The 25,768-nt window shown below is 63.7% G+C and carries 28 protein-coding genes; 15 read left to right on the top strand and 13 right to left on the bottom strand.

Going from position 1 to position 25,768, the window contains the following annotated elements; all coding sequences use genetic code 11:
• Positions 1-135 precede the first annotated feature (135 nt).
• The 4 genes from mnmG to AC6H0N_RS04545 are packed head-to-tail and all read left to right on the top strand — an operon-like array spanning position 136 to position 4,364.
• Positions 136-2,091 carry a tRNA uridine-5-carboxymethylaminomethyl(34) synthesis enzyme MnmG gene (gene mnmG, locus AC6H0N_RS04560; RefSeq protein ID WP_497572872.1) on the top strand — a complete coding sequence of 652 codons (1,956 nt, stop codon included), beginning with the start codon at positions 136-138 and terminating at the stop codon, positions 2,089-2,091.
• Positions 2,088-2,714: a 16S rRNA (guanine(527)-N(7))-methyltransferase RsmG gene (rsmG, locus tag AC6H0N_RS04555; RefSeq protein WP_497572871.1), complete on the top strand. Its 627-nt coding sequence runs from the start codon at positions 2,088-2,090 to the stop codon at positions 2,712-2,714. Before mnmG ends, rsmG begins: the two co-directional genes overlap by 4 nt.
• Positions 2,714-3,484 (top strand): ParA family protein, encoded by a 771-nt coding sequence (locus AC6H0N_RS04550; RefSeq protein WP_497572870.1) that lies wholly within the window; start codon positions 2,714-2,716, stop codon positions 3,482-3,484. Before rsmG ends, AC6H0N_RS04550 begins: the two co-directional genes overlap by 1 nt.
• 31 nt (positions 3,485-3,515) lie before the next feature.
• Positions 3,516-4,364, top strand: coding sequence for a ParB/RepB/Spo0J family partition protein (locus AC6H0N_RS04545; RefSeq protein WP_497572869.1), 849 nt, complete (start codon positions 3,516-3,518; stop codon positions 4,362-4,364).
• Positions 4,365-4,367: 3 nt separating this feature from the next.
• Here the strand turns inward: AC6H0N_RS04545 and AC6H0N_RS04540 are convergent, their stop codons facing one another.
• On the bottom strand, positions 4,368-5,693 hold the full coding sequence (locus AC6H0N_RS04540; RefSeq protein WP_497572868.1) for an MFS transporter: 1,326 nt from the start codon (positions 5,691-5,693) through the stop codon (positions 4,368-4,370).
• A gap of 188 nt (positions 5,694-5,881) precedes the next feature.
• On the opposite strand from AC6H0N_RS04540, the gene AC6H0N_RS04535 reads away from it, so the two are divergent.
• The 9 genes from AC6H0N_RS04535 to AC6H0N_RS04495 are packed head-to-tail and all read left to right on the top strand — an operon-like array spanning position 5,882 to position 12,778.
• A complete protein-coding gene (locus tag AC6H0N_RS04535; protein WP_497572867.1) occupies positions 5,882-6,223 on the top strand; it encodes an ATP synthase subunit I in 342 nt (113 codons plus the stop codon).
• A 2-nt stretch (positions 6,224-6,225) separates the two neighbouring features.
• Positions 6,226-7,080, top strand: coding sequence for a F0F1 ATP synthase subunit A (gene atpB, locus AC6H0N_RS04530; RefSeq protein WP_497572866.1), 855 nt, complete (start codon positions 6,226-6,228; stop codon positions 7,078-7,080).
• A 52-nt stretch (positions 7,081-7,132) separates the two neighbouring features.
• The gene (gene atpE / locus AC6H0N_RS04525; protein WP_497572865.1) at positions 7,133-7,381 is read left to right on the top strand and encodes a F0F1 ATP synthase subunit C; all 249 of its coding nucleotides are present in this window, start codon (positions 7,133-7,135) and stop codon (positions 7,379-7,381) included.
• A gap of 37 nt (positions 7,382-7,418) precedes the next feature.
• Positions 7,419-7,892: a F0F1 ATP synthase subunit B gene (locus AC6H0N_RS04520; protein WP_497572864.1), complete on the top strand. Its 474-nt coding sequence runs from the start codon at positions 7,419-7,421 to the stop codon at positions 7,890-7,892.
• Positions 7,893-7,895: 3 nt separating this feature from the next.
• Positions 7,896-8,432, top strand: a complete 537-nt coding sequence (locus AC6H0N_RS04515; protein ID WP_497572863.1) for a F0F1 ATP synthase subunit delta — start codon at positions 7,896-7,898, stop codon at positions 8,430-8,432.
• A gap of 13 nt (positions 8,433-8,445) precedes the next feature.
• On the top strand, positions 8,446-9,984 hold the full coding sequence (gene atpA, locus AC6H0N_RS04510) for a F0F1 ATP synthase subunit alpha (protein ID WP_497572862.1): 1,539 nt from the start codon (positions 8,446-8,448) through the stop codon (positions 9,982-9,984).
• A gap of 20 nt (positions 9,985-10,004) precedes the next feature.
• Positions 10,005-10,874 carry a F0F1 ATP synthase subunit gamma gene (atpG, locus tag AC6H0N_RS04505; RefSeq protein ID WP_497572861.1) on the top strand — a complete coding sequence of 290 codons (870 nt, stop codon included), beginning with the start codon at positions 10,005-10,007 and terminating at the stop codon, positions 10,872-10,874.
• A 27-nt stretch (positions 10,875-10,901) separates the two neighbouring features.
• The gene (atpD, locus tag AC6H0N_RS04500) at positions 10,902-12,299 is read left to right on the top strand and encodes a F0F1 ATP synthase subunit beta (protein WP_497572860.1); all 1,398 of its coding nucleotides are present in this window, start codon (positions 10,902-10,904) and stop codon (positions 12,297-12,299) included.
• Between the two features lie 53 nt (positions 12,300-12,352).
• A complete protein-coding gene (locus tag AC6H0N_RS04495) occupies positions 12,353-12,778 on the top strand; it encodes a F0F1 ATP synthase subunit epsilon (protein ID WP_497572859.1) in 426 nt (141 codons plus the stop codon).
• A 70-nt stretch (positions 12,779-12,848) separates the two neighbouring features.
• Here the strand turns inward: AC6H0N_RS04495 and AC6H0N_RS04490 are convergent, their stop codons facing one another.
• From AC6H0N_RS04490 to AC6H0N_RS04475, 4 genes are all read right to left on the bottom strand, one after another.
• A complete protein-coding gene (locus AC6H0N_RS04490) occupies positions 12,849-13,439 on the bottom strand; it encodes a ubiquinone biosynthesis accessory factor UbiJ (RefSeq protein ID WP_497572858.1) in 591 nt (196 codons plus the stop codon).
• A 20-nt stretch (positions 13,440-13,459) separates the two neighbouring features.
• Complete coding sequence (locus tag AC6H0N_RS04485) at positions 13,460-14,311, bottom strand: Tim44 domain-containing protein (protein WP_497572857.1); 852 nt, start codon at positions 14,309-14,311, stop codon at positions 13,460-13,462.
• 70 nt (positions 14,312-14,381) lie between these two features.
• Positions 14,382-15,119 carry a bifunctional demethylmenaquinone methyltransferase/2-methoxy-6-polyprenyl-1,4-benzoquinol methylase UbiE gene (gene ubiE / locus AC6H0N_RS04480; protein ID WP_497572856.1) on the bottom strand — a complete coding sequence of 246 codons (738 nt, stop codon included), beginning with the start codon at positions 15,117-15,119 and terminating at the stop codon, positions 14,382-14,384.
• A 3-nt stretch (positions 15,120-15,122) separates the two neighbouring features.
• Complete coding sequence (locus tag AC6H0N_RS04475) at positions 15,123-15,551, bottom strand: gamma-butyrobetaine hydroxylase family protein (RefSeq protein ID WP_497572855.1); 429 nt, start codon at positions 15,549-15,551, stop codon at positions 15,123-15,125.
• Positions 15,552-15,682: 131 nt separating this feature from the next.
• Between AC6H0N_RS04475 and phoB the strand changes: the two genes are divergently transcribed.
• Both phoB and phoR read left to right on the top strand, forming a co-directional pair.
• Complete coding sequence (gene phoB, locus AC6H0N_RS04470; protein ID WP_497572854.1) at positions 15,683-16,384, top strand: phosphate regulon transcriptional regulator PhoB; 702 nt, start codon at positions 15,683-15,685, stop codon at positions 16,382-16,384.
• A 64-nt stretch (positions 16,385-16,448) separates the two neighbouring features.
• Positions 16,449-17,762, top strand: a complete 1,314-nt coding sequence (phoR, locus tag AC6H0N_RS04465) for a phosphate regulon sensor histidine kinase PhoR (RefSeq protein ID WP_497572853.1) — start codon at positions 16,449-16,451, stop codon at positions 17,760-17,762.
• Here phoR and AC6H0N_RS04460 read toward each other — a convergent pair.
• The 8 genes from AC6H0N_RS04460 to gatC all read right to left on the bottom strand — a co-directional run bounded on the left by AC6H0N_RS04460 (position 17,746) and on the right by gatC (position 25,671).
• Entirely contained in the window at positions 17,746-19,350 is a 1,605-nt protein-coding gene (locus AC6H0N_RS04460; RefSeq protein WP_497572852.1) for a cyclic-di-GMP receptor FimW-related protein, read from the bottom strand. The genes phoR and AC6H0N_RS04460 overlap by 17 nt on opposite strands.
• Positions 19,350-19,775: an HIT family protein gene (locus AC6H0N_RS04455; RefSeq protein WP_497572851.1), complete on the bottom strand. Its 426-nt coding sequence runs from the start codon at positions 19,773-19,775 to the stop codon at positions 19,350-19,352. Before AC6H0N_RS04455 ends, AC6H0N_RS04460 begins: the two co-directional genes overlap by 1 nt.
• 57 nt (positions 19,776-19,832) lie before the next feature.
• Complete coding sequence (locus AC6H0N_RS04450) at positions 19,833-20,633, bottom strand: class II glutamine amidotransferase (protein WP_497572850.1); 801 nt, start codon at positions 20,631-20,633, stop codon at positions 19,833-19,835.
• Between the two features lie 53 nt (positions 20,634-20,686).
• Positions 20,687-21,757, bottom strand: coding sequence for a YeeE/YedE family protein (locus AC6H0N_RS04445; RefSeq protein WP_497572849.1), 1,071 nt, complete (start codon positions 21,755-21,757; stop codon positions 20,687-20,689).
• Positions 21,758-21,862: 105 nt separating this feature from the next.
• Positions 21,863-22,399, bottom strand: coding sequence for a DUF3617 domain-containing protein (locus AC6H0N_RS04440; RefSeq protein ID WP_497572848.1), 537 nt, complete (start codon positions 22,397-22,399; stop codon positions 21,863-21,865).
• Between the two features lie 22 nt (positions 22,400-22,421).
• On the bottom strand, positions 22,422-23,879 hold the full coding sequence (gene gatB, locus AC6H0N_RS04435) for an Asp-tRNA(Asn)/Glu-tRNA(Gln) amidotransferase subunit GatB (RefSeq protein WP_497572847.1): 1,458 nt from the start codon (positions 23,877-23,879) through the stop codon (positions 22,422-22,424).
• 12 nt (positions 23,880-23,891) lie between these two features.
• Complete coding sequence (gatA, locus tag AC6H0N_RS04430) at positions 23,892-25,355, bottom strand: Asp-tRNA(Asn)/Glu-tRNA(Gln) amidotransferase subunit GatA (protein ID WP_497572846.1); 1,464 nt, start codon at positions 25,353-25,355, stop codon at positions 23,892-23,894.
• Positions 25,356-25,383: 28 nt separating this feature from the next.
• Complete coding sequence (gatC, locus tag AC6H0N_RS04425; protein ID WP_497572845.1) at positions 25,384-25,671, bottom strand: Asp-tRNA(Asn)/Glu-tRNA(Gln) amidotransferase subunit GatC; 288 nt, start codon at positions 25,669-25,671, stop codon at positions 25,384-25,386.
• Positions 25,672-25,768 lie beyond the last annotated feature (97 nt).

Below are 25,768 nucleotides of genomic sequence, written 5' to 3'. Positions count from 1 at the left end.
CCGCACCGCTTCGGGTGCGGTGGTTTTCTGCAAGTAACTGTTTGAGCATGATTTTCGTCTTGGCCTGCCTAGGATTTTGCGCCCCGCGGGCGTAGAATCCCGCCCTTCGCCGAATTTCACGCGCCGGGGTGCGCCATGCGATATCCAGACTCCTTTGATGTGATTGTTGTGGGTGGCGGCCATGCCGGCACCGAGGCTGCGCTTGCGTCCGCGCGCATGGGCGCGAAGACTTTGCTGCTTACGCACAACATCGAAACGCTCGGCCAGATGAGCTGCAACCCGTCGATCGGCGGCATCGGCAAGGGCCATCTCGTCAAGGAAGTGGACGCACTCGGCGGCGCGATGGCCGAGGCCACCGATGAGGGCGGCATCCAGTTCCGCATCCTCAACGCCTCCAAGGGCCCGGCCGTGCGCGCTACCCGCGCGCAGGCTGACCGCGTGTTGTACAAGGCGGCAATCCGTCATCGGCTGGAGAACCAGCCGAACCTCACACTGTTCCAGCAGGCGGTGGATGACATCACCGTTGAGGGCGAGCGCGTCACCGGTGTTGTGACGCAGATCGGTCTGCGCTTCGAGGCCCGCGCCGTGGTGTTGACGGCTGGCACCTTCCTCAACGGCCTGATCCACGTCGGCATGCAAAGCCATGTCGGCGGTCGTGCCGGCGATCCGCCGTCGATATCGCTGGGCCAACGCCTGAAGGAAATGCAGCTGCCGCAGGGGCGCCTGAAGACCGGCACGCCGCCGCGGCTGGATGCGCGCAGCATCGACTTCTCGGTGATGCAGGAACAGCCCGGTGATGATCCGGTGCCGGTGTTCAGCTTCCTCGGCTCGGCCGCGCAGCATCCGCGCCAGATGCCGTGCTGGATCACCAACACCAACGAGCGCACGCACCAGATCATCCGCGAGAACCTCGACCGTTCGCCGATGTATTCCGGCGTGATCGAGGGCGTGGGCCCACGTTACTGCCCGTCGATCGAAGACAAGATCCACCGCTTCGCCGACAAGGACACGCACAACGTCTTCCTCGAACCGGAAGGCCTGACGACGCACGAGATCTACCCCAACGGGATTTCGACCTCGCTGCCCTTCGACGTGCAGCTGGCCGTCGTGCGCTCGATTCACGGCATGGAAAACGCCCACATCCTGCGCCCCGGCTACGCCATCGAGTACGACTACTTCGACCCGCGCAACCTCAAGTCCAGCCTCGAGACCAAGAGCTTCAACGGCCTGTTCTTCGCCGGCCAGATCAACGGCACGACCGGTTACGAAGAGGCGGCCGCGCAGGGCCTGCTCGCCGGCGCCAATGCCGCGTTGCAGGTGCAGGGCCGCGAGGCGTGGTGCCCGCGCCGCGACGAGGCCTATCTGGGTGTGCTGGTGGACGACCTGATCACGCGCGGCGTGAGTGAGCCGTACCGCATGTTCACCTCGCGTGCCGAATACCGCCTGCAGCTGCGCGAGGACAACGCCGACCTGCGCCTGACCGAAAAAGGCCGTGAGCTGGGCTTGGTTGACGACGCGCGTTGGGAGGCCTTCTGCCGCAAACGTGACGCCATCGAGCGCGAAACAGCACGTTTCAAGGCTGCCTGGGCGCATCCGGCGAACGTGCCGGCCGCGGACGCCGAGCGCGTGTTGGGCAAGGCGCTGGAACGCGAATATCGCTTCTTCGAACTGCTGCGCCGCCCCGAGGCCACCTATGCCGGCCTGATGAGCCTGCCCGGCGCGCCAGCAAGCGAAGACATCGACCCTGCGGTGGTCGAGCAGATCGAGATTGCCGCCAAGTATCAGGGCTACATCGACCGTCAGCAGGACGAGGTGACGCGCCAGTTGCAGGCCGAGTCCACGCGCCTGCCGGCCGACTTCGACTATTCGGTGGTGCGAGGTCTTTCCAAGGAAGTGCAGCAGAAGCTCAACACGCACCGTCCCGAGACCATCGGCCAGGCCGGCCGCATCCAAGGCGTGACGCCGGCGGCGGTTTCCTTGCTGCTGGTCTGGCTCAAACGCAATGAGCTGATGCGCGCGAAGGGCTCCACGCTTGGCCGCAACGCGGACTCGGGGCTGCCCGACGGCACAACGAACAAGAAAACCGCATGAGCGAGGCGGCCCTGCTGGACCGCGGCCTTGCGGAACTCAAGCTCGACCTTTCCCCGGAAGCGCGCGCCAGCCTGCTCGCCTTTGCCGCGCTGCTGGGCAAGTGGAACCGCGTTTACAACCTGACCGCGATCCGCTCGCCCGAGCAGGCCATCACCCACCATCTGCTCGACTCGCTGGTTGTTCTGCCGCATCTGGCAGGCATCGCGAGGCTGGCCGACATCGGCTCGGGCGGCGGCCTGCCCGGCATTCCGCTGGCCATCGTGCAGCCCGATCTGGCGATTACGTCGATTGAAACCGTCGGCAAGAAATCGAGCTTTCAGCAGCAGGCGAAGATCGAGCTTCAGCTGCCCAACTTCACGCCGGTGCATGCGCGCGTCGAGGATGTGATGCCGGATGTGCCGTTCGATGCCGTGATCTCACGCGCCTTCTCGGACGTTACCGATTTCGTGCAACTCACCCGTCATCTGCTCGGGCCCGGCGGGCGCTTCCTGGCGATGAAAGGCGTGTATCCTCGGGACGAACTCGCGTCACTGCCCGCCGACGTGCGCGTCGTAGAGGCGCTGCCGCTGACGGTTCCGGGGCTGGACGCGGAACGACATCTGATCATCCTGGAACGGGACTGATGGCAAGAATCTTCTGCGTCGCCAACCAGAAAGGGGGCGTCGGCAAGACCACCACCTGCGTGAACCTCGCGGCCGCCCTGCATGAGGCCGGGCAGCGCACCCTGCTGATCGACCTCGACCCGCAGGGCAACGCCACCATGGGCAGCGGCGTCGAGAAACGCAGCCTGGGTCACTCGATCTATCACGCGCTGGTGGGTATCGCGGCTTTAGAGGAAGTGCGCGTCACGTCGCCTACCGGCGGTTTTGACGTGCTGCCGGCCAACCGCGATCTGGCCGGTGCCGAGGTTGAGCTGGTCGAGCTCGAGCGCCGCGAAACGCGCTTGCGCGACCTGCTCGCACCGTATGTCGAAGACTACGACTTCATCCTGGTCGATTGCCCGCCTTCGCTGTCTCTGCTCACGCTCAACGGCCTGTGTACCGCCCATGGCGTGATCATCCCGATGCAGTGCGAGTACTACGCGCTGGAAGGTCTGACTGACCTAGTCAACAGCATCAAGAAGGTGCACGCCAACCTCAACCGCGACCTGAAGATCATCGGCCTGCTGCGCGTCATGTACGATCCGCGCATGACGCTGCAGCAACAGGTCTCGGACCAGCTCGAAGGGCACTTCGGCGACAAGGTCTTCAAGGCGATCGTGCCGCGCAATGTGCGCCTCGCCGAAGCCCCCAGCCACGGTATCCCCGGCGTGCTGTTCGACCGCAGCGCCAAGGGCGCGCAGGCCTACATGGCCTTCGCGCAGGAAATGATCGAACGGGTGAAGACGCTGTGACGCGCCCCTTCGCAACACTCCGGAAACACGCATGACGCCACCAAAACCGAAAGGCCTCGGCCGTGGGCTGGATGCCCTGCTGGCCGGTAACCGCGACGACGAAGACAAGGGCGAACTGCAGACGCTGGCGCTCGACCGCCTGCAGCCCGGCAAGTACCAGCCACGCACGCGCATGGATCCGGGCTCGCTCGACGAGCTGGCGGCGTCGATCCGCGCGCAGGGGCTGATGCAGCCCATCCTGGTGCGCCCGGTCGGACCGGACCGCTACGAGATCATCGCCGGCGAACGCCGCTGGCGCGCTTCGCGTCTGGCCGAGCTCGAATATGTGCCGTGTCTGGTGCGCCAGATTCCGGACGAAGCCGCGCTGGCGATGTCGCTGATCGAGAACATCCAGCGTGAAGACCTCAACCCGCTCGAAGAGGCCGCCGGCATCCAGCGCCTGGTCGACGAATTCGGCATGACCCACCAGCAGGCGGCCGACGCGGTCGGGCGTTCGCGCTCGGCAGCAAGCAACCTGCTGCGGCTGCTCAATCTGGCCGCGCAGGTGCAGGAATTGCTGATGGCCGGCGACATCGACATGGGCCACGCCCGGGCCGTGCTGCCGCTCGACGAGGCCAGCCAGATTCAGGTGGCAAATCAGGTCGCGGCGCGCGGTCATTCGGTGCGCGAGACGGAACACCTTGTGTATCGCATGCTCAATCCGCATGCGCAGAAGACGCCGGCGGCCCCTGATCGCGACCTGCTGCGTTTGCAGGAAGAGCTGGCCGACAAGCTCGGCGCAACGGTGAAGATCCGCGCCAACCGCAAGGGTGCCGGCGAGCTGTCGATCCGTTTCGGCGATCTGGATCAGCTCGACGGGCTGCTCGGCCGACTCAAGTAGGCTTTACTCGGCCTTCCCGTGCGCGGCAGCAATGCCGCGCGCTTCGTTGACGGCTGCCAGCGGAACCAGCGCGGCGACGAACAGCACGATGCAGAACAGCACCGCACCTTGCAGCCCCAGGGCCAGCTGCAGCAGGCCGACGCCGAAAATGCCGAAGATCGCAGCGAGCTTCGAGAACAGCCCCCAGAAGCCGAACAACTCGGCCGCCCGTTCGGGTGGTGAGAAGGCGCCCACCAGCGCGCGCCCGACCGACTGACTCGACCCCAGACTGAGCCCCGACAGCAGGCCGGCGAACAGGAACACCTGCTCGGTCAGCAGACTGGTTCCGAGCGTGGCGTTGAGTACAGCCGTAATCTCGGCAACGAAATAGATCGCCAGGATTGCGATGATCCATAGCAGCAGTGTCACCGCGTAGGTTGGCCGCCCGCCAAGGCGATCCTGCAGCCAGCCGAACAGCAGTGCTCCGCCCAGTGCGGTGAGCTGCACGACGATGAACATCAGCGTGCGTGTGCCCTCGCTCCAACCGATGACCTGCGCACCGTAGATGAACGAGAAAGCGACGATCACATACACACCCGCCATCGCGAACAGGATCGAGATGAACACGCGGCGCAGGTCCGGATACTGCGCGGCGGTGCGCAGCGTTTCGCGCAAGCGGCCGTAACCGGCGGCGACTACACCACCATCCAGCGGCCGGCGCACGCCGATCTCCGGCTCGCGCAGCCACAGGAAGGTGGGAATCGCAGCAAACAGGAAGAATGCGGCGGCGAAGGGGCCGACCCAACGTACGCGCTCGAAATTGTCAAAGCTGACTTCGCCCAGGAAGATCAGCGCAAACACCGCTGCGATCAGCCCGCCGGCGTAGCCCAGCGCCCAGCCGAATCCGGACACCTTGCCCAATTCGCGCGGTTTTCCGAGGAAGGGCAGAAAGCTCGCAATGAAGGATTCGCCGATGGAATAGGCGGTGTTCGACAGCACGATCAGGAAGAAGCCGAGCCAGATCCAGCCGGGTGCAACGAAGTACAGCAGGGCGGTGGCCGCAACGGTGGCGATGTAGCTCGCGAAGAGCAGCCGCTTCTTGGCGCGGGCGTGGTCCATGATCGTGCCGAACAAGGGCGCAGTGAGTACCACCAACAGATAAGAGAGGCATAGCGCCAGGCTCCACATCAGGTTGCCGATACGGTAATCGGGCGCGTCCGCCACGACGATGCGGGTGTACAGGTCGCCGAAAATGACCGTGATGATCAGTAGCGTGTAGGCCTGGTTGGCAAAGTCGAACATGCTCCAGCCGAAGATCTCGCGGCGGCTGGCGCGGGAGGTGCGGATCATCGATCAGGCCCGTTGTTGGCGAAAGCCGCAGTCTGAGGCCCGCCACCCTCGGGCGCAAACCCTGCCGTGCGCGGATTCCCTGAAAACATGCGGCCGAACAGGTTTGACTTGATAGAGGTTAACCCCTACCATTGCCCGGATTTTCAGCCGTCGGCGCCTCCCGAACGGGGGAGAAAAGGCAGCGATCCATGCTGAAAGTCGTATTTCTGCAGATGTGCGCGACCCTCATTGCAGCGGCCCTGGCGGCCGTTTTTTTCGGGGTCCATGGCGCGGTTTCTGCAACCCTCGCGGGTCTGGTGTGTGCGGTGCCGAACTTGCTGTTCGCGCTCCGCATGAAGGCGGTCTCGAAGCATCCCGGTCCGGTGACGGCGGTGACTTTCATGATCGGCGAGTTCATCAAGATCGTCGCGATCGTAGGTTTGTTGGTGCTGATTCAGGCCTTGTATGAAGACCTCCACTGGGGCGGTCTGTTCATCGGTCTGATTCTGGCGCTCAAGGCGAATTTGTTTGCTTTTCTGGTGAAGACATAATCATGGCATCCGGGCACGCTCCGACCGCATCCGAGTACGTTGTACACCACCTGACCAACCTGAATCAGACCGGTCATGGGCAGGAAAACATCGTTGATTGGAGTTACATCAACCTCGACTCCGTGTTCTGGGGCTTTGGCCTCGGCGCGCTCACGGTGTTCGTCCTGTGGCGTGTTGCGCGTTCCGCGACCTCGGGCGTGCCCGGTCGCTTCCAGGGCATGATCGAGATGATGGTGGATCTGGTCAATGACCAGGCCAAAGGCATCATCCATAGCGCCGAGTCGCGCAAGTTCGTGGCACCGCTGGCGCTGACGGTATTCATCTGGGTGTTGCTGATGAACACCATGGACCTCGTGCCGGTTGATCTGATCCCGATGGCCTGGGGCGCTGCCATGGCTTCGCTGGGTTTCGTGGAGCACGCTGGCGAGGCGTACATGCGCGTCGTGCCGACGGCCGACATCAACGTGCCGCTGGGCATGGCGATCTCGGTGCTGCTGATGTGCTTCTACTACAACATCAAGATCAAGGGCGTCGGCGGCTGGATCCACGAGCTCTTCACCGCTCCGTTCGGTGCGCACCCGCTGCTGTGGCCGGTGAACTTTGTCATGCAGATGATCGAGTTCCTCGCCAAGACCGTCTCTCACGGCCTGCGACTGTTCGGCAACATGTTCGCCGGTGAGCTGCTGTTCGTGCTGATTGCACTGCTCGGCGGCACCGCCACCGTGTTCGGTTTCCTGGGCCACATTGTTGCCGGTTCGATCTGGGCAGTTTTCCATATCCTGATCATCGTGCTGCAGGCCTTCATCTTCATGATGCTGACTCTGGTGTACGTCGGTCAGGCGCATGAAGGCCATTGATTTTCTGTATCATCCGCCGTTTTAACTAGTCACCTTTCTTCAAGGAGTTGTCATGGAAGTCACTCTCGGTTACGTCGCTCTGGCTGCTGGTCTGATCATCGGTATGGGCGCCATCGGTGCGTGCATCGGCATCGGCATCATGGGCAGCAAGTACCTCGAAGCTTCGGCCCGTCAGCCGGAACTGATGAACGCCCTGCAAACCAAGATGTTCCTGCTGGCCGGCCTGATCGACGCCGCGTTCCTGATCGGCGTTGGTATCGCGATGATGTTCGCCTTCGCCAACCCGTTCGTCGTCGCCTGATCGATACCACCTCAACACCCAACGAGGGTCAAGAACAGTGAATCTGAACGCAACCCTGATAGCCCAGATCGTTGTGTTCTTCATTCTCGGCTGGTTCACGATGAAATTCGTGTGGCCGCCGATCATGAAGGCACTCGATGAGCGCGCGGCGAAGATCGCCGACGGGCTGGCAGCTGCGGACAAGGCCAAATCCGACCTCGAGCTGGCTGAGAAGAAAGCCGTCGAAGAGATGCGCAAGGCGCGCGAATCCGCCGGCGATGTTCGCACCGCCGCGGAGAAGCAGGCCGCCAAGCTCATCGAGGAAGCGCGTACCGAAGGTGCGCGTATCGTCGAGCAGGCCCGTACCGCAGCCGAAAATGAAGCCGTTTCGGCGATGCAACGCGCCAAGGAAGAACTGCGTGACCAGGTGGCGGCGCTCGCCGTGTCTGGCGCGGAGCGCATCCTGCGTCGCGAGATCGATGCCAAGGCCCACAACGAGCTGCTGGCAAACCTGAAACAGGAACTGCAATAAGTCATGGCCGAGAACCTCACCATCGCGCGCCCCTACGCTGATGCCGCGTTTGAGCAGGCGAAAGGCAACAAGGCGCTTGGGGCCTGGCTGGATGCCCTGCAAAGCCTTGCCGCCATCGTGTCCGACGCATCGATGAAGGAAGTCATCCGCAATCCGAAACTTTCGGACGATCAGGTGTATTCCGTGCTGATGGGCGTCGCGGGCGAGGGCCTCTCCGCCGATCAGCAGAACTTCGTTCGCGTCCTTATCGAGAACGACCGCCTGCAGGTGCTGCCGGAAATCCGCGATCTGTTCGTAGCCAAGAAGAACGGACACGAAGGTGTGCTGGAAGCCGACGTCAGTTCGGCTTTCGCCATCGACGACGCAGCGCTGGCCACCCTCAAGAAGGATCTTGAGGCCCACTTCAAAGCCAAGCTCAACGTCAACGTGCGTCTGGACCCCGAACTCATCGGTGGCGTCCGGATTGCCGTCGGCGACGACGTCATCGACACCTCGGTCCGCGGCAAGCTCGCGAACATGGCCGCTGCGCTCAAGAACTAGGAGTTATCGCAAAATGCAACTCAACCCCTCTGAAATCAGTGAGCTGATCAAGAGCCGGATCCAGGACCTGAAGCTTGGCGCCTCGTCGCGCAGCGAAGGCACTGTTGTTTCGGTCACCGACGGCATCACCCGTATTCACGGTCTCGCCGATGTCATGCAGGGCGAGATGCTGGAGTTCCCGGGCAACACCTTCGGGCTCGCGCTGAACCTTGAGCGTGACTCTGTCGGCGCGGTCATCCTGGGTGACTACGAGCACATCTCCGAAGGCGACACGGTCAAGGCGACCGGCCGCATCCTCGAAGTGCCGGTTGGTCCGGAACTGCTTGGTCGCGTGGTGAATGCGCTGGGTCAGCCGATCGACGGCAAGGGCCCGATCAACGCCAAGATCACCGACAAGATCGAGAAGGTCGCTCCGGGCGTGATCGCCCGTGAAGGCGTTTCGCAGCCGGTGCAGACCGGTGTGAAAGCCATCGACTCGATGGTGCCGATCGGCCGTGGCCAGCGCGAGCTGATCATTGGTGACCGCCAGACCGGCAAGACTGCCGTCGCCGTCGATGCGATCATCAACCAGAAAGGGCAGAACATGCTCTGCGTCTACGTTGCGATCGGTCAGAAGGCTTCGACCATTGCCAACGTGGTCCGTCAGCTCGAAGAGCATGGCGCGCTGGAATACACCATCATCGTCGCCGCCTCGGCTTCCGAGTCCGCCGCGATGCAGTACCTGTCGGCCTACGCCGGCTGCACCATGGGCGAATACTTCCGCGACCGTGGTCAGGACGCGCTGATCGTTTATGACGATCTGACCAAGCAGGCCTGGGCGTATCGCCAGATCTCCCTGCTGCTGCGCCGTCCGCCGGGCCGCGAAGCCTACCCGGGTGACGTGTTCTATCTGCACTCCCGTCTGCTCGAGCGTGCTGCTCGCGTGAACGCCGACTACGTCGAGAAGTTCACCAATGGTGAAGTCACGGGCAAGACCGGTTCGCTGACCGCGCTGCCGATCATCGAAACCCAAGCCGGTGACGTTTCCGCTTTCGTTCCGACCAACGTGATCTCGATCACCGACGGCCAGATCTTCCTCGAGACCGACCTGTTCAACGCCGGTATCCGTCCCGCCATCAACGCCGGTATCTCGGTGTCGCGCGTCGGTGGTGCAGCGCAGACCAAGGTCGTCAAGAAGCTCTCCGGCGGTATCCGTACCGACCTCGCGCAGTACCGCGAACTGGCGGCCTTCGCGCAGTTCGCCTCGGACCTCGATGCGGCCACGCGTCGTCAGCTCGAGCGCGGTCGTCGCGTGACCGAACTGATGAAGCAGGCGCAGTTCGCTCCGCTGTCGGTGGCCAAGCTGGCGATCACGCTGTTTGCGGTCAACAAGGGTTACTTCGACGACGTCGAAGTGAGCCGTCTGCTGGCTCTGGAAACGGCGCTGCACAAGCACATCGAAGCCCAAAACGCGGACCTGTACAACAGCATCCAGACCAAGGCCGAAATCGACGCTGAGGGTGAGAAAGAACTCGCCGCTGCCATCGAAGCGTTCAAGAAGACCTGGTCCTGAAATCGCTGAGGGAGGCGTAAATGGCAAGCGGTAAGGAAATCCGGACCAAGATCAAGAGCGTTCAGAACACGCGCAAGATCACCAAGGCGATGGAGATGGTCGCTGCATCCAAAATGCGCAAGGCGCAGGAACGGATGCGGCAGGCTCGCCCCTATGCCGACAAGATCCGCCAGCTCGCCGCCAACCTGTCGCAGGCGAACGTGGCTGACTATCGTCACCCGTTCGTCGTGCGCAAGGCCGAAGGCAAGAAGATCGGCCTGATCATCGTGACGTCCGACAAAGGGCTGTGTGGCGGTCTCAACACCAACATCCAGCGCATCGTCGTCAACGCGATGAAGGAATGGGAAGGCAGCGGCGCCAGCGAAGTTCAGGTGTGCGCAATCGGCAACAAGGGCCTCGGCTTCATGCAGCGCATCGGCGCCAAGGTCGTGTCGCACGTGACGCAGCTTGGCGATACGCCTCACCTCGACAAGATCATCGGCCCGATGAAGGTCGTGCTCGATGCCTTCCGCGAGGAAGAGCTCGACACCGTGTATGTGGCCTACACCCGCTTCGTGAACACCATGAAGCAGGAGCCGGTGCTGGAGCAGTTGCTGCCGGTCACCGGCGAGCAGCTCGGAACGCCTGATGCCTCGTGGGATTACCTCTACGAGCCGTCGCCGGAAGTGGTGGTCGATGAACTGCTGCTGCGTTACATCGAAACCGTCGTGTATCAGGGCGTGGTGGAGAACATGGCGTCCGAACAGAGTGCGCGGATGGTGGCAATGAAGGCCGCGTCCGACAACGCCAAGAACGTGATTGGTGAACTGCAGCTGGTCTACAACAAGACCCGCCAGGCAGCGATCACGAAGGAACTGTCGGAAATCGTCGGCGGCGCAGCCGCGGTCTAACGGATTATTGCTTTTAAGGAAATGACGATGAGTCAAGGAACGATCGTTCAGTGTATCGGCGCCGTGGTGGATATCCAGTTCCCGCGCGAATCGATGCCCAAGGTTTACAACGCACTCAAGCTCGAAGACACCAGCAGCGCCATCGTTGAAGCGGGTCTGACCTTTGAAGTGCAGCAGCAGATCGGCGACGGCGTGGTGCGTACCATTGCACTGGGCTCGACCGACGGCCTGCGTCGCGGCATGGCCGTGTCGGACACCGGTGCGCAGATTTCCGTGCCGGTCGGTGAAGGCACGCTGGGCCGCATCATGGACGTGCTGGGTCGCCCGATTGACGAAGCCGGCGAGATCAAAGCCGACGAGCTGCGTCCGATTCACGCCAAGGCACCGAAGTTCGACGAGCTGTCCCCGTCGGTTGAGCTGCTCGAAACCGGCATCAAGGTTATCGACCTGATCTGCCCGTTCGCCAAGGGCGGCAAAGTCGGCCTGTTCGGCGGCGCCGGTGTCGGCAAGACCGTCAACATGATGGAACTCATCAACAACATCGCCAAGCAGCACGCGGGTTTGTCGGTGTTTGCCGGCGTGGGCGAGCGTACCCGTGAGGGCAACGACTTCTACCACGAGATGAAGGACTCCAACGTTCTCGACAAGGTCGCGATGGTGTTTGGTCAGATGAACGAGCCGCCGGGCAACCGTCTGCGCGTGGCGCTGACCGGCCTGACCATGGCCGAGCGTTTCCGTGACGATGGCCGTGACATCCTGTTCTTCGTCGACAACATCTACCGTTACACGCTGGCCGGTACCGAAGTGTCCGCACTGCTCGGCCGTATGCCGTCTGCGGTGGGTTACCAGCCGACGCTGGCCGACGAAATGGGCCGTCTGCAGGAACGCATCACCTCGACCAAGGTGGGCTCGATCACCTCGATCCAGGCCGTGTATGTTCCCGCGGATGACTTGACCGACCCGTCGCCGGCAACGACCTTCCTCCACCTCGACTCCACGGTCGTGCTGTCCCGCGATATCGCCGCGCTGGGTATCTACCCCGCCGTCGATCCGCTCGACTCCACCAGCCGCCAGCTCGATCCGCTGGTCGTTGGCGAAGAGCACTACGGCGTCGCGCGTCAGGTTCAGCAGACCCTGCAGCGCTACAAGGAACTGCGCGACATCATCGCGATTCTGGGCATGGACGAACTGTCGCCGGAAGACAAGCTGGCCGTGGGCCGTGCGCGAAAGATCCAGCGTTTCCTGTCGCAGCCCTTCCACGTGGCCGAAGTGTTCACCGGCGCGCCGGGCAAGTACGTACCGCTGAAAGACACGATCTCTGGCTTCAAGATGATTGTGAACGGCGAGTGCGATCACATGCCGGAGCAGGCTTTCTACATGGTCGGCAGCATCGAAGAGGCCATGGAAAAGGCCAAGAAACTCTGATGGCGCAGTGCGGCGGGTTCGCCCGCCGCGCAGCCAGAACATAAGGACAACCCATGGCCATGACTGTTCATGTCGACGTCGTAAGTGCAGAAGAGCAGCTTTTTTCGGGTCTGGCAGAGTTTGTTGCCCTGCCCGGTGAAGCCGGCGAGCTCGGTATTCTGCCCGGCCACATGCCGCTGCTGACCCGTATCCGTCCGGGTGCCGTGCGCGTAAAGCTGCCCAATCAGAAAGCCGAAGAGGTGATCTTCGTCGCCGGTGGCCTGCTCGAAGTTCAGCCGGGTCTGGTGACCGTGCTGGCCGATACCGCCATCCGTGGTGCCGACCTTGACGAAGCCAAGGCGCTGGAAGCCAAGCGTCTGGCCGAAGAGGCCCTGCAGAACCGCTCGGGACAAGTCGATTACGCCAAGGCTCAAGCCGAACTGATGGAAGCGATTGCACAGATCGCCGCCATCCAGCGCATGAAGAAGCGCGGCCACTGAGCGTCGGCTGTACGTAGTTAAAAAGGGCAACCGCATGCGGTTGCCCTTTTTGTTTGTGGCGGCAAGCCTCTCAGCTGCTCTTGCGAAGTCGTGCGGTGCGTTTTTCCAGACGCGCGATCGCGTCGCGCAGCTGCGTAACATCGTCACGGAACTGGTCGACTTCGGAACGTGAGGCGATCACGCCCCCCTCTTCAGTCAGGTACTCGGCAAGGTTGCCGCTCAGGCCCTCAATCGCGCGCGCCTGTATTGCGCCGAGGTCGCGCACGCCGCTGACGATTCGATGCGCCGGGATGTCGCCGATGACCCGGGAGAGGTCCTCTTCGACGTCCCAGGACAGATTGCGGAATACGAAGCCGAGGGCCTCGGCGAACTCCGCGTTGCCGGTAATGCGCACGCGGTTCATCAGCCGGTCCATGCCGCCGGAAAGGATCGTCGGCGCCTCAGCCAACGGCAAGACCAGCGTTACGTCTGGCTCCGCCGTTTTCAACGCTGCGGCAAGCAAGCCGTTCGGAGCGACGCTTGCATCGAGCGCAAACGGAGCAGCGTCGATGCGAAACTGCTGACCGGAGAAGGCCTGCAGGCGCTCGCACGCCCACGGCGAGCGCACGAGTACGTGATTGACCGCAGCGACGAAACCCTGCCCGAACAAGGACGTGTTCATAAGTGCCCAGAGCGCAGTCGTCAGGCGCCTTGCTGAATACCGGCTACCAGCCAGCCGCCGGATCCGTCGATGTTCTTCACCAGATGCCAGACTTCATCGAAGCTGGCCGGTGCCGCATCGGCTTCCTCGCGGATCAAGCCATTGAAGCGCACGCTGACGACGTAGCGACGCCCGTCTTCGGCCACATCCAGCACCTCGGCATCGAGTTCGACGACGTCGGTCTGCTGACTCTCTGCCGGCGGATGCTCATTGAGTTGCATGCAGATCTCGGCAAATACTTCGGGCGTCGTGAAGCTGCGGATGTCTTCGTGATCGCCGCGATCGTTGGCGGCCTGCAGCCGGATGAAGTTGAGCTTGGCCTGGCGCAGAAAGGCTTCTTCGTCGAGCTGATCGCGCAGTGCATTGGTCGGCGCAGAGGCGCCGCCACCGATCTCGTTCATCGAAGCCGGTGCGGCACCGCCGAGCGCTCCAGGTGCGTTGCCCGCGTACTGCATGGGTCGGTTGCCGCCGGCGTCAGCTGTGGCGCGGCGAGTCAGCATGCGGAACAGCATGAAGGCGCCGAAAGCCAACAAGGCGATCAAGAAGAATGAAGCCAACTCTTCGCCAAGACCCAGATGCGAAAACAGCGCTGCCAGCCCGAGACCGGCGGCGAGGCCGGCAATGGGCCCCATCCACGACGAACGTGCCGGTGCGGCGGCGCCCGGGGCCTGACGAGCCGGCGCCGTGGCGGCTGGGCGCGGGGCTTGCGGCGGCGCCATCTGGCGCTGCATGCCGAAGCTGCTGCCACCGCCGAAGCGACGTGCTTCCGCTTCGGGGACCATCATGCCGAAGGTGAATACCGCTGCGATCAGCGTGATGAAAAGGTGTCTCATGTGTTGCCTTGCTCCACAAAAATGCCGGTCTTCGCCGGCCTGATCGGCACGCCCGTCGGGCGTGTTCTCCTCAAAGCTTGAAACCGCGGTGCAGCGCGACTACGCCGGCCGTCATGTTGAAATATTCGACTCGTGCAAGCCCCGCGCGTTCCATCAGGCCCTTGAGTTCCTGCTGGTCAGGGTGCATGCGGATCGACTCCGCGAGGTAGCGATAGCTCTCGGCATCCTGCGCCACCCGCTCACCCATCCACGGCAGGATCTTGAACGAGTAGAAATCATAGGCCGGCGCCAACGGTTTCCACACCTTGGAGAACTCAAGCACCAGCAGGCGTCCGCCGGGTCGCAGCACGCGCGTCATCTCGGCCAGTGCGACGTCCTTGTGGGTCATGTTGCGCAGACCGAAGGCCACCGTCACACAATCGAAATGATCCGATGGGAATGGCAGCTTTTCGGCATCGCACTGCGCCACTGGCAACATCGTGCCGCGATCCACTCCGCGGTCGCGTCCGACGGACAGCATGGCGTGGTTGATGTCGGTCAGCCACACTTGCCCGCTCTTGCCTACGCGCTTTGCAAAGGCCAGTGACAGATCGGCGGTTCCGCCAGCAACGTCGAGCACACGCGAGCCCTCGCGCACGCCGGAGAGCTGGATGGCGAAGGCCTTCCACAGCCGGTGCAGGCCCATGGACATCAGGTCGTTCATGATGTCGTAGCGCTGCGCAACCGAAGAGAAGACCTGAGCTACCTTGTGGCGCTTGTCGCCTTCAGCGACCGTCTGAAAGCCGAAATGGGTTTGCTTGTCACTCATGTGTCAGTGCCTGTGCGAACCGCAGCCACCGCCGCCCGAGGAAGGCGCGTCCGCTGCGGCGACATCGCGACTGCCGCCTTCGGCCGCGAGCTTGTCGAGATAGGCCTGCCACAGTTCGTGCTGCCGGGTGCCGAGGTCGTAAAGGTAATCCCACGAATACAGGCCGCTGTCGTGTCCATCGTCAAAGCGCGGGCGGATGGCGTAATTGCCGACCGGGTCCACCGCCACAATGGCCACATTGCGCTTGCCGACCTGCAGCACCTCCTGCCCCGGCCCGTGGCCGCGCACTTCAGCCGACGGCGAGTGCACACGCAGGAATTCAAAGGGGAGCTGGAACACCTTGCCGTCGTTGAAGCCGATTTCGAGCGTCTTCGACTGACGGTGCACGGTGATGCCGGTGGGGGTCGGGGTACGGGTGTCGAGTCCGGCCATGATGGGCCTCGTCTGCAGCTGTGGGGGAGGGTCCAATCATACCCGAAGCGGTCGCGACGCAGACTTACGTGACCTGTCACAAAACCTTCAAGGTTCTGCAATAGACTGCGCCTGAACAAATGGAGCAAACCATGGCTGCAAACATCCTCCTGGTTGAGGACGAACCCGCGATTCAGGAACTCATCGCCGTCAATCTGACGCGCGCCGGTCACAACGTGATCCGTGTCGCGGATGCCGAAGCGGCGCAAAGGCTGGTGCGCGAGGCCTTGCCCGACCTCGTCCTGCTCGACTGGATGCTGCCGGGCATGTCCGGTGTGGAGCTGGCGCGTCGCTTGCGTGCCGATGAGCGGACGCGCACCACGCCGATCATCATGCTTACGGCGCGCGGCGAAGAGGCCGACAAGGTAACGGGCCTCGAAACCGGTGCTGATGACTACATCACCAAGCCCTTCTCGCCGCGCGAGCTGGTCGCGCGCATCAAGGCAGTGCTGCGCCGTCGCGCGCCGCAAGCCACCGACGATCCGGTGGAAATGGGCGGTCTGAAACTCGACCCGATCGCGCACCGCGTCAGCGCCAACGATCAGGGGCTGGCACTGGGGCCGACCGAGTTTCGGTTGTTGCACTTTCTGATGACCCACCCCGAACGTGTGCATTCGCGTACTCAGCTGCTCGATCAGGTGTGGGGCGACCACGTCTTTGTCGAAGAGCGCACGGTGGACGTGCATATCCGGCGGCTGCGTTCGGCGCTCGAGCCGACCGGGCATGATCAGCTGATCCAGACCGTGCGTGGCAGCGGCTACCGCTTCTCCACGCAGCTCGACGCTGCGGCCTGAATCGGCTGCATGTAATAATCGACGGGCCCGCAGATGCGGGCCCGTCCTTCATTCCCGGGCAAGTATGTACAAGATCTGGACCGGATCACTGATCTTTATTTCGGCCTGCGCGGCGGTGTCCATCGTCGTCGGCTACGCCTACGGCATGTGGTTCGGCGTCGGCCTATTCATCCTCGTGTTGCTCGGTTTGCTGGATCATCACCTAAGCAATCTGCAGCGCCTCGCGCAATGGGCGCGTCGCCGCGACGATGCGCCGGCGCCTGAAGGGCATGGCGCATGGCGTCCGGTGTTTCACGAGCTCGAGTGCCGGGCGCGCGACGGGCGGGAAGAGCGTGTGCGTCACACCGCTACGCTGGACCGCTTCCGTGCGGCCAGCGAGGCCATGCCCGACGGCATCGTATACCTGTCGGCCAGCGACTCCATCGAATGGCTCAATCGGCGCGCCGAGCAGCATCTCGGGCTGTCGCAGGAACAGGACGTAGGCGTGCCGCTGGTCGGCATCGTGCGCGCACCTGAGCTGGTTGCGTACATGGAGGCCGAGCTGCGTGACGAGCCGCTGTTGATCCACTCGCCGCGCAAGGCAGGCATGCGCTTGCAGATTCAGATCGTGCCCTTCGGTGGCGGACAGAAGATGTTGATCTCGCGCGACATCACGCAGCTCGAGAAGCTCGAGACCATGCGCCAGGACTTCATCGCCAACGTGTCACACGAATTGCGTACGCCCTTGACGGTGGTCGGTGGCTTTCTGGAAACGGTGCATGACGGGCTGGATGATCTGGACCGCGGCGACATCGAACGCTTCCTGCAGATGGCGCTCGACCAGAGCACCCGCATGCAGCGGTTGATCGAGGATCTGCTGACCCTGTCTGCGCTGGAAACCGACGCGCCGGCACCGATCGAAGAGCGCGTCGACGTCTGTGCTCTGGTGCGCACCATCTCGCAAGAGGCCATCGTGCTGTCGGCCGGCAAGCATCAGATCGACGTCGAGCTGGATGTGCGCGATGAGGGAGATGTCGCGCTTGGCAGCCAGAAAGAACTGCATTCGGCGTTTGCCAACCTCGCCAGCAATGCGGTGCGCTACACCCCGGCCGGCGGTCGCATCATCATCGGCTGGCGTCGCGGCATGGGCCACGGCGAATTCTCGGTTTCGGATAACGGCATCGGTATCGACCCGAAACACATCTCGCGGCTGACCGAGCGCTTTTTCCGGGTGGACAAGGGGCGCTCTCGCGAAACCGGCGGCACGGGTCTGGGCCTGGCGATCGTCAAGCACATCGTGTCACGCCAGGGTGCCGAACTGCACATCGAGAGTACGCCCGGCAAGGGCAGCCGCTTTGCCGTGCGCTTCCCGGATTCGCGGCTCACCCGGCGACGTTGACGGCCTCGAAGGTGGCCTGGTCAAAGTCGGCACCGCGGTTGATGAGCTCAAGCAGCCGGAAACCGTGCAAGCCTTCGTCGAACATCTCGATGACACGGAAAGGCTGAAAGTAGCCGGCCGGCAGTACCAGCGTGGCGGGGGATTTGATGGCCGGCGTTTCGGACAGCTGGAAGGCCGGCTGGAAACTGACATCGTACTGGCCGTGTCCCAGCCCGACCGAACGCACGGCGATCACCTTCGGGACGCCTTCAAGCAACTGGATGCCGGCATCCAGGGCGCCGTCTTCGCGATACATGACCCAGCTTACGGTGCCCAGCATGAAGGTTCTGGTGTCGCTCGGACGGATGGCGATCAGTTCGCGATGTGCCAGCCGGTCTGCACTGCTGCTGCGGCGCAGCCGGAAGCCGCCCAGCGACTGATCGAGAATCTCCCACTGGGTGCAGATGAAGCCGCGATGCTCGGCTGCGCGCTGCACGGCTGTGGGCTGATCTTCCGCGATATCGGTAACGCGCTCGCCCAGCGTCAGCAGGCGCATGTCGCTGCGCACACTGCGCGCGGCGCCTTGCAGGCTGGGCTGGCTGAACGGCTTTCCCCCGATATAGAAGGTGATGGCTTTCCAGTCGCCGGTGAGTTCGGCTGTGCCGCCACCGGGACGGCGGGTGAAGCGTCGCCCGATCGAGCCGCGCGCCCACGGTCGGTAGAGTGACAACAGCAGTCGCACGGCTTCCTCCACCCCCACCGAGGCATCCAGACCGAGTTCCGCAACGCTCTGGCGTTTGCGCACGCGTGAAGTGAGCTCGCGGAACTGATCCCCCAGCTGCAGGCTGTCGAAGCGGCGGATGCCGTTCAGGCTGGTCAAGGTCGCGACCGGCCGCAAGCCGTGATCGGCATGGAGATCCAGACCATAGGCGGCGCGCCGGCCATCGTCGGCGGCACTGTCCGCTTCGAGCAATCGGCAATACGGGGCGAAATGTCTGGCGCAATGCCAGATCTGGCCGAACTCCCGCGGTGACCTGCTGAACGGCGCCGACAGGTCGACCAGCAGCAGCACAGTGTGTGCCTCCGCGGCGCTCTGTGCCTGCCATGGGTTGAGCGGGTCGGGCGCGCGAGTGTAGGCCAGGCCGCGCGCCTCGGCATCGGCCAGGCTCTCGTGCAGTGCCGTCCATAAGCCAGGCGCAGTGACACGTCGGGCACGCATGTATTCGAGCACCGCCCGCGCGTGGCAGTCGGTGCGGCGCTGTGCGAGCAGTGTGTGCGTGGTTTCCGAATTGCCTAGGGCGGTGTCCTGGGCGATGACGGAATAGGCCTCGGCCATCTTGCTCCAGGTCGAGCAGACCTTGAGCAAGGTGTCGTTCTCGGGTGCGTCGGGCGCAACCGGCAGGCCGGAGTAGCGCAGCGCCAGCGTGGCCAGCGCGCGGGAAAGCGGCTCGCGCAGGGTTTCGAGCACATCAAGATGGCGGCGCGAGGGCGGAACCGATGCGAGTACGGCGTCGAGCATGGCATCCAGCTCGTCGCGCAGCGTAGCGGGGTCCTTGCCGCGCAGGTCGCGCAAGGCAGCGAGGCATTCGACGGCAGTGGGATGGCTCATCACGCGCTCCGGGACGGGAGACTGCCAAGTTCGAGCGCCAGCGCGGCCGCCAGCGCTGCATCATCGGGTACGCCACGTGTGACGGGAGGCCGCTCGGGCGGAGCCCACACCGGCTGCGGAAAGTGGCGGTCATCCAGATAGCGCGGAATCACGTGCCAGTGCAGGTGCGGCACCTGATTGCCGAAGCTGGCGAGGTTGATCTTGTGCGGCTTGAGTACGTCACGCAGGACGCACTCTGTGGCAAACACCACGTCCATCAGATGATCGCGCTCCTCGGGTCGGAGATCGCTCATTTCGGCGACGTGCGCGTTCCAGATGACTCGACAGAAGCCGGGGTAGTCCGGGTCGGTTACGGCAATCACACGGCAGTGCGCATTCCGCCAGAGGATGCGCTCCGTGCCGGACTCGCAGAGTGGACAGATCATGGTGCCGCCAAGCAGGAATGGTGTGCTGATTATAGTGACAGCCAAGCGGCGGTCGGTTCAGCCTGCGTGGGGCACGGTGTGCATTTCTCCCAGTTCTTCCGGTTCGCCGTGTGCAAACGCCATCAGCGTGCCGGGAGGGATCAGCGTCCAGGTCTCGTTGTCGGTCAGCGGCAGGGTTGCGATCACCGCGACGCGGTCTTGCGGCGTGGTGACGTGATTGAAATCCACGCTCACATCTTCGTCGGACAGGTGTGCGGTAGGGAACGGGGCCTGCCGGATGACATAGGCGAGCCGGCTCGAACAGTGGGCAAACAAACGCTCGCCGTTCGACAGCAGAAAGTTGAACTCGCCGTGTGCGCCGATGCTAATCGCCAGCTCGCGCAGCGTCGCATGCAGTACATGCGCGTCCGGCGGCCCGTCCGGGAATCGCTCGGACAGCGTTTGCAGGATGTGGCAGAAGGCGCGCTCGGAGTCGGTCGTGCCGACCGGCAGAAAGCGCCCGCCCAGCTGCGGCGCGTAGTCGAGCAGATTGCCGTTGTGCGCAAAGATCCAGTAGCGCCCCCACAACTCGCGCTGGAAGGGGTGAGTGTTGTCGAGTCTGATCTCGCCCTGCGTTGCCTTGCGAATGTGCGAGATGACGTTGAGCGAGCGGATCGGATACTGGTGCACCAGTTCCGCCACCGGCGAATCGACGCTGGGCCTCGGATCGAGGAATACGCGTACGCCACGCCCCTCGAAGAAGGCGATGCCCCAGCCGTCGCGATGATGATCGGTCAGGCCGCCGCGCGCGCGAAAGCCGGTAAAGGAGAAGCAGATGTCCGTCGGGACGTTGCAGTTCATGCCGAGAAGCTGGCACATGGCGAAGAATCCGATAGCTCGAAGCCCTGATTATAGGGTGTAGAACCAGCTGTTCAGGCTTGGGCCGCGCTTGTGCCGCGGCGGTCCACCAGCCAGTCCGTCAGGGCGGCCCCAGCCCACATGCCACATAGCGTGACCCAAGCGGTCAGCGCAAATACCGCCGCGCCGGACACGCCCGCCCCCACCGCACAGCCGCCCGCAAGCATGCCGCCAAAGCCCATCAGCAGCGCCCCGGCGATGTAGCGGCGCATGGCCGCGCCGCCATCGAATCCCTCAAGCTTGAGCTCGCGTGCAAACCAGGCCGCGACGAAGGATCCCAGGAACACGCCTGGCACCATGCCATGATCAAAATTCAACGCCTGACCGAGTGGCGACAGCACCAGCATCAGCATGTCTGCGGCCGGGCCGGTGAAAGAAAGGCTCTGCACCGCGGTTGGCTCAAAAGTGATCCGCGACAGTGCAAAGTTGTACCACCAGGCCACGGCCACCATGACCCCGGTGCCGAGGCCACCGACCCAGCCCCATGGCGGAATGCGTGCACGCAGCGCAAAGAACACCCCGGCGGCGAGCCACACCAGCCCGAACAGCAGCCCGCCGCCGTTGCCCATGCCGGTCAGCGCCAGCAGGTCGCGGGCGTGGCCGCCCTCAATGGTCCAGAGATTTCCGAGCGTCTCGCGTGCCGGCGCGAGGATGCCTTTCATCGAGGCTTGCGCCGTGACGGCGAAGATCAGGCCCGACAGCAAGGCGCGCAGGTTGCCGTTGGCGGCCAGTACCAGCAGGCGGCTTGAGCAGCCGCGCGCCAGGATCATGCCGACGCCGAACAACAGGCCGCCGATCAGCGCGCCAGAGAGGCTGCCGCGGCTGGCGAGCTGGCGCACGTTGGCCGTGTCGAACTGCCCGATCAGCGCCAGTAACTGGGTGGTTACGACTGCCGCCGAGAACGCGAACAGCCATACCGCAAGCTTGCCGCCGAAGCGGCCGCGCGCTACGTCGATGACGGCGGCACGCAGGCAGAAGCGGCTGCGCTGCGCAAAGAAGCCGAACAGCGCGCCGACCACGAGCCCGCCCAGCGCCAGTGCGTACTGGTCGCCGAGGGCTTCGACGAGCTGGATGAGTGTGGACATGCATTCTTCCGCCACACGGGCGGTGCGTGGTGAGCGACCACATCAGAATGCACTTAAATTAGAGCTTGATTATTGACCTGACGCAAACAGCCGGCTCGAATGGCTTCAGCGAGTCATGCCCGGCATGTTCTTCATCATCTCGTTGAGATCGATGTTGCCGAGGCCGGGAACATTAACGCCGCCCTTCATGCGCGAGTCGCCAGGCTGCTGCCCTGGCAGGCAGTTCGGCGCCATCCAGCGGCCCTCGACGGTTGCCGTGGTTTGCTGCATGCCGTGCAAGGGTGGCGTGTAGCTGGAGCGCACCTGGCCACGGTAGGCGCGGCGGAAGTCGCCGGTGAATTCCGACACGATTTCGGCACGCGAGCCTTCGATGGTGCAGGTGGCGCGCGCCGTCATGCGGTTGCCGGCATAGTCGATCTTCATGTCGGAGCAGTCGGCGTTCTCGACCTCGGGACGCTGCAACAGCTCTTCGACACTGCCGCCCATGCAGCTTTCGAAGGTCATGGTCATGCCGCCCATTTCGGCGACAGCGGTCTTCATCTCCCACAGCCCGGCGTTGGGCTTGGGCATGTTCGGCGGTACCGGGTTGGCCAGCGCCGCGCCTGCGGCGGCGACGAGCGACAGGGCGAGAATGCGTTGCATGGCGTTGTGCTCCTTGGGTGCCTCAGGCGCCGAGCTTGCGCCTCAGGACTTCATTGACCTGCGCCGGATTGGCCTTGCCGCGGCTGGCTTTCATGACTTGCCCGACCAGTGCGTTGAAGGCCTTGTCCTTGCCCGCGCGGAATTCCTCAACCGATTTCTGGTTGGCGGCCAGCACCTCGTCGACGATGGCTTCGATGGCGCCCGAGTCGGTGACTTGCTTCAGGCCCTGCGCCTCGATGATCTCGTCGGCAGAGCTGCCTTCGCCGTTCCAAAGCGTATCGAAGACCTTCTTGCCGATGCTGTTAGAGATTGTGTTGTCGGCGATGCGTTGCACCAACCCGGCGATCTGCAGCGCGGAGACCGGTGACTCGGTGATGTCCAAATCCGCCTTGTTGAGCCGCGCGGCCAGATCCCCCATGACCCAGTTGGCGCAGGTCTTGGCGTTGGCGGTACCAGCTGCGTCGACCGTGGCCTGGAAGAAGGCCGCGACTTCGCGCGAGGCGGTGAGCGTGGCGGCGTCGTAGGGCGACAGGCCGAACTGCGCGATGAAGCGCGCCTTCATCGCCTCGGGCAATTCCGGCATGGCCGCGCCGACGTCATCCATCCATTGCTGTGAGATCAGCAATGGCAGCAGGTCGGGGTCGGGGAAGTAGCGGTAGTCGTGCGCGTCTTCCTTGGTGCGCATGACGCGCGTTTCGCCGGTATCGGGGTCGAACAGCACGGTGGCCTGCTGGATGGTGCCGCCGTCTTCGATGCGTTCGATCTGCCACTGGATTTCGTAGTCGATGGCCTGTTGCAGAAAGCGGAAGGAGTTCAGGTTCTTGATCTCGCGACGCGTGCCGAGCGGAGCACCGGGGCGACGTACCGACACGTTGGCATCGCAGCGGAAGGAGCCTTCCTGCATGTTGCCGTCGCAGATTTCGATCCAGCGCACCAGTGCGTGCAAGCTGCGGGCATAGGCCACCGCTTCGGCCGACGAGCTCATTTCCGGTTCGGAAACGATTTCCAGTAGCGGCGTGCCGGCGCGGTTCAGATCGATGCCGCTCATGCCGTGGAAGTCTTCGTGCAGGCTCTTGCCGGCGTCCTCTTCAAGGTGCGCACGGGTGAGGTTCACCGTCTTCTCGTAAGCCTTGTCACCTTCGCCGACACGGATCGTGATCGCGCCGCCCTGCACCACCGGCAGATCCATCTGGCTAATCTGGTAGCCCTTCGGGAGATCCGGGTAGAAGTAGTTCTTGCGCGCGAACACGCTCTTCGGCGAGACGTGCGCACCGATGGCCAGACCGAAGCGGATGGCGCGTTCGACCGCGCCGCAGTTGAGCACTGGCAGCACGCCGGGCAGCGCGATGTCGACGGCGCTGGCTTGGCGGTTGGGCTCGGCGCCGAAAGCGGTCGAGGCGCCGGAGAAGATCTTGGAGGCGGTGGTGAGCTGGGCATGGACTTCCAGTCCGATGACCACTTCCCAATCGTTTCTGCTCATGGTGTGTATCTCTCAGTCCGCGAGGGCGGGCCGACGCTGGTGCCAGTCGGTGACCTGCTGGTAGCGGTGCGCCACGTTGAGCAGGCGGGCTTCGTCGAAATGGTTGCCGATCAGTTGCAGGCCGACCGGCAGCTGGCCGGCGCCGAAACCGCAGGGCAGCGACAGACCGGGCAGGCCGGCGAGGTTGACGGCCAGCGTGAAGATGTCGGACAGGTACATCTGCACCGGGTCGTCGGTCTTCTCGCCGATCTTCCAGGCGGTGGTCGGGCTGACCGGGCCGGCGATGACGTCGCAGGCCTCAAAGGCCGCGGCAAAGTCGTTGGCGATCAGGCGGCGCAGCTTCTGTGCCTTCAGGTAGTAGGCATCGTAATAACCGTGAGACAGCACATAGGCGCCGACCAGGATGCGCCGTTTGACCTCGTCGCCGAAGCCCTCGGCGCGGCTCTTGCGGTACATGTCGTCGAGGTCGCCGTACTCGGCGGCGCGATGGCCATAGCGAACGCCGTCAAAGCGTGAAAGATTGCTCGAAGCTTCGGCCGGGGCGAGCACGTAGTAAGCGGGGATAGACAGTTTTGCATTGGGCAGGCCCACCTCGACCGTGGTCGCGCCCAGCGCGCGATACTGTTCGACGGCGGCTTCGACGGCGGCGCGCACGTCGTCGGCCATGCCCTCGCCGAAGAACTCGCGCGGCAGGCCGATGCGCAGGCCGGCCAGAGGTTTGTTCGCGCGGATGTCCCGCGAATAGTCCTCGGCCGGGCGATCGAGGCTGGTCGAATCGCGTTCGTCAAAGCCGGCCATGGCGGTAAGCACCAGCGCGCAGTCTTCGGCCGAGGCAGCGAACACGCCGGCCTGATCGAAGGACGAGGCGTAGGCGATCATGCCGTAGCGGCTGCAGGTACCGTAGGTGGGCTTGATGCCGGTCACGCCGGTCATGGCCGCCGGCTGGCGTACCGAGCCGCCGGTGTCGGTGCCGGTGGCGAACGGCGCCAGACGCGCGGCCACGGCAGCGGCCGAACCGCCCGACGAGCCACCGGGAATGCGCGACACATCCCACGGGTTGCGGGTGGCGCCGAAGTAGGAGTTCTCGTTGGACGAGCCCATCGCGAACTCATCCATATTGGTCTTGCCGAGCATCACCACGCCCGCTTCACGCAGCTTGGTGACGACGTGCGCGTCGTAGGGGCTGACGAAGTTGGCGAGCATTTTCGAGCCGCAGGTGGTCAGCACGCCTTCGGTGCAGAACACGTCCTTGTGGGCGAGCGGAATGCCGGTGAGCGGGCCGGCCGTGCCGGCAGCAATCGCGGCATCTGCGGCGGCCGCATCGCGCAGCGCACCTGCGCGATCAACGGTGACGAAGGCGTTGAGCTCGCCGTCGAGGCGTTCGATGCGGTCGAGGAACAGCGTCGTGAGTTCGACGCTGGAGATCTTGCGCGCGTCGAGGGCGGCGCGCAGTTCTGCGAGGCTGGCGTGAATCATGGTGGCGGCGGTGTGCGCGGGGCGCGGATTATTCGATGACCTTGGGCACGAGATACAAGCCGGCCTCGGTCTGCGGCGCGATATGCTGGAAGGCGTCGCGGCGGTCGGTTTCGGTGACACGGTCGTCGCGCAGGCGCTGTCCGCAGTCTTGCGGATGGCTCATCGGCTCGACACCGTCGGTGTCCACCGCCTGCATCTGTTCGATCAGCCCGAATATGCTGTTGAGCTTGCCTTGGGTGGCTTCGGCATCATTGCCCCGGAGCTCAATGCGAGCCAGCGTGGCGATGTTGTGGATATCTTCGAGCGAAAGAGACATGAGATGAAATGGTTTAGCTTTTCAAACCGCAAGAAATTGTAGAGTATCATACCGGCTTTCGCCCTTATCCCGCTTGGGTGTGGCGCTGATCGGCGCG

The organism is Pseudazoarcus sp. NS34, assembly GCF_059703725.1.
The sequence above is the reverse complement of the archived record's forward strand: the minus strand, read 5'-3'. Positions and strand labels throughout refer to the sequence as shown.

Excerpts from the sequence above, each read along its gene's own strand:
- AC6H0N_RS04545 (WP_497572869.1), top strand. The coding sequence starts at position 3,516 with ATGACGCCACCAAAACCGAAAGGCCTCGGCCGTGGGCTGGATGCCCTG.
- AC6H0N_RS04455 (WP_497572851.1), bottom strand. The coding sequence starts at position 19,775 with ATGATCTGTCCACTCTGCGAGTCCGGCACGGAGCGCATCCTCTGGCGG.
- AC6H0N_RS04535 (WP_497572867.1), top strand. The coding sequence starts at position 5,882 with ATGCTGAAAGTCGTATTTCTGCAGATGTGCGCGACCCTCATTGCAGCG.
- atpB (WP_497572866.1), top strand. The coding sequence starts at position 6,226 with ATGGCATCCGGGCACGCTCCGACCGCATCCGAGTACGTTGTACACCAC.
- AC6H0N_RS04550 (WP_497572870.1), top strand. The coding sequence starts at position 2,714 with ATGGCAAGAATCTTCTGCGTCGCCAACCAGAAAGGGGGCGTCGGCAAG.
- atpE (WP_497572865.1), top strand. The coding sequence starts at position 7,133 with ATGGAAGTCACTCTCGGTTACGTCGCTCTGGCTGCTGGTCTGATCATC.
- rsmG (WP_497572871.1), top strand. The coding sequence starts at position 2,088 with ATGAGCGAGGCGGCCCTGCTGGACCGCGGCCTTGCGGAACTCAAGCTC.
- gatC (WP_497572845.1), bottom strand. The coding sequence starts at position 25,671 with ATGTCTCTTTCGCTCGAAGATATCCACAACATCGCCACGCTGGCTCGC.
- AC6H0N_RS04490 (WP_497572858.1), bottom strand. The coding sequence starts at position 13,439 with ATGAACACGTCCTTGTTCGGGCAGGGTTTCGTCGCTGCGGTCAATCAC.
- gatB (WP_497572847.1), bottom strand. The coding sequence starts at position 23,879 with ATGAGCAGAAACGATTGGGAAGTGGTCATCGGACTGGAAGTCCATGCC.
- atpD (WP_497572860.1), top strand. The coding sequence starts at position 10,902 with ATGAGTCAAGGAACGATCGTTCAGTGTATCGGCGCCGTGGTGGATATC.
- AC6H0N_RS04440 (WP_497572848.1), bottom strand. The coding sequence starts at position 22,399 with ATGCAACGCATTCTCGCCCTGTCGCTCGTCGCCGCCGCAGGCGCGGCG.
- AC6H0N_RS04475 (WP_497572855.1), bottom strand. The coding sequence starts at position 15,551 with ATGGCCGGACTCGACACCCGTACCCCGACCCCCACCGGCATCACCGTG.
- gatA (WP_497572846.1), bottom strand. The coding sequence starts at position 25,355 with ATGATTCACGCCAGCCTCGCAGAACTGCGCGCCGCCCTCGACGCGCGC.
- AC6H0N_RS04445 (WP_497572849.1), bottom strand. The coding sequence starts at position 21,757 with ATGTCCACACTCATCCAGCTCGTCGAAGCCCTCGGCGACCAGTACGCA.
- phoR (WP_497572853.1), top strand. The coding sequence starts at position 16,449 with ATGTACAAGATCTGGACCGGATCACTGATCTTTATTTCGGCCTGCGCG.
- AC6H0N_RS04450 (WP_497572850.1), bottom strand. The coding sequence starts at position 20,633 with ATGTGCCAGCTTCTCGGCATGAACTGCAACGTCCCGACGGACATCTGC.
- atpG (WP_497572861.1), top strand. The coding sequence starts at position 10,005 with ATGGCAAGCGGTAAGGAAATCCGGACCAAGATCAAGAGCGTTCAGAAC.
- mnmG (WP_497572872.1), top strand. The coding sequence starts at position 136 with ATGCGATATCCAGACTCCTTTGATGTGATTGTTGTGGGTGGCGGCCAT.
- phoB (WP_497572854.1), top strand. The coding sequence starts at position 15,683 with ATGGCTGCAAACATCCTCCTGGTTGAGGACGAACCCGCGATTCAGGAA.
- ubiE (WP_497572856.1), bottom strand. The coding sequence starts at position 15,119 with ATGAGTGACAAGCAAACCCATTTCGGCTTTCAGACGGTCGCTGAAGGC.
- atpA (WP_497572862.1), top strand. The coding sequence starts at position 8,446 with ATGCAACTCAACCCCTCTGAAATCAGTGAGCTGATCAAGAGCCGGATC.
- AC6H0N_RS04515 (WP_497572863.1), top strand. The coding sequence starts at position 7,896 with ATGGCCGAGAACCTCACCATCGCGCGCCCCTACGCTGATGCCGCGTTT.
- AC6H0N_RS04540 (WP_497572868.1), bottom strand. The coding sequence starts at position 5,693 with ATGATCCGCACCTCCCGCGCCAGCCGCCGCGAGATCTTCGGCTGGAGC.
- AC6H0N_RS04495 (WP_497572859.1), top strand. The coding sequence starts at position 12,353 with ATGGCCATGACTGTTCATGTCGACGTCGTAAGTGCAGAAGAGCAGCTT.
- AC6H0N_RS04485 (WP_497572857.1), bottom strand. The coding sequence starts at position 14,311 with ATGAGACACCTTTTCATCACGCTGATCGCAGCGGTATTCACCTTCGGC.
- AC6H0N_RS04460 (WP_497572852.1), bottom strand. The coding sequence starts at position 19,350 with ATGAGCCATCCCACTGCCGTCGAATGCCTCGCTGCCTTGCGCGACCTG.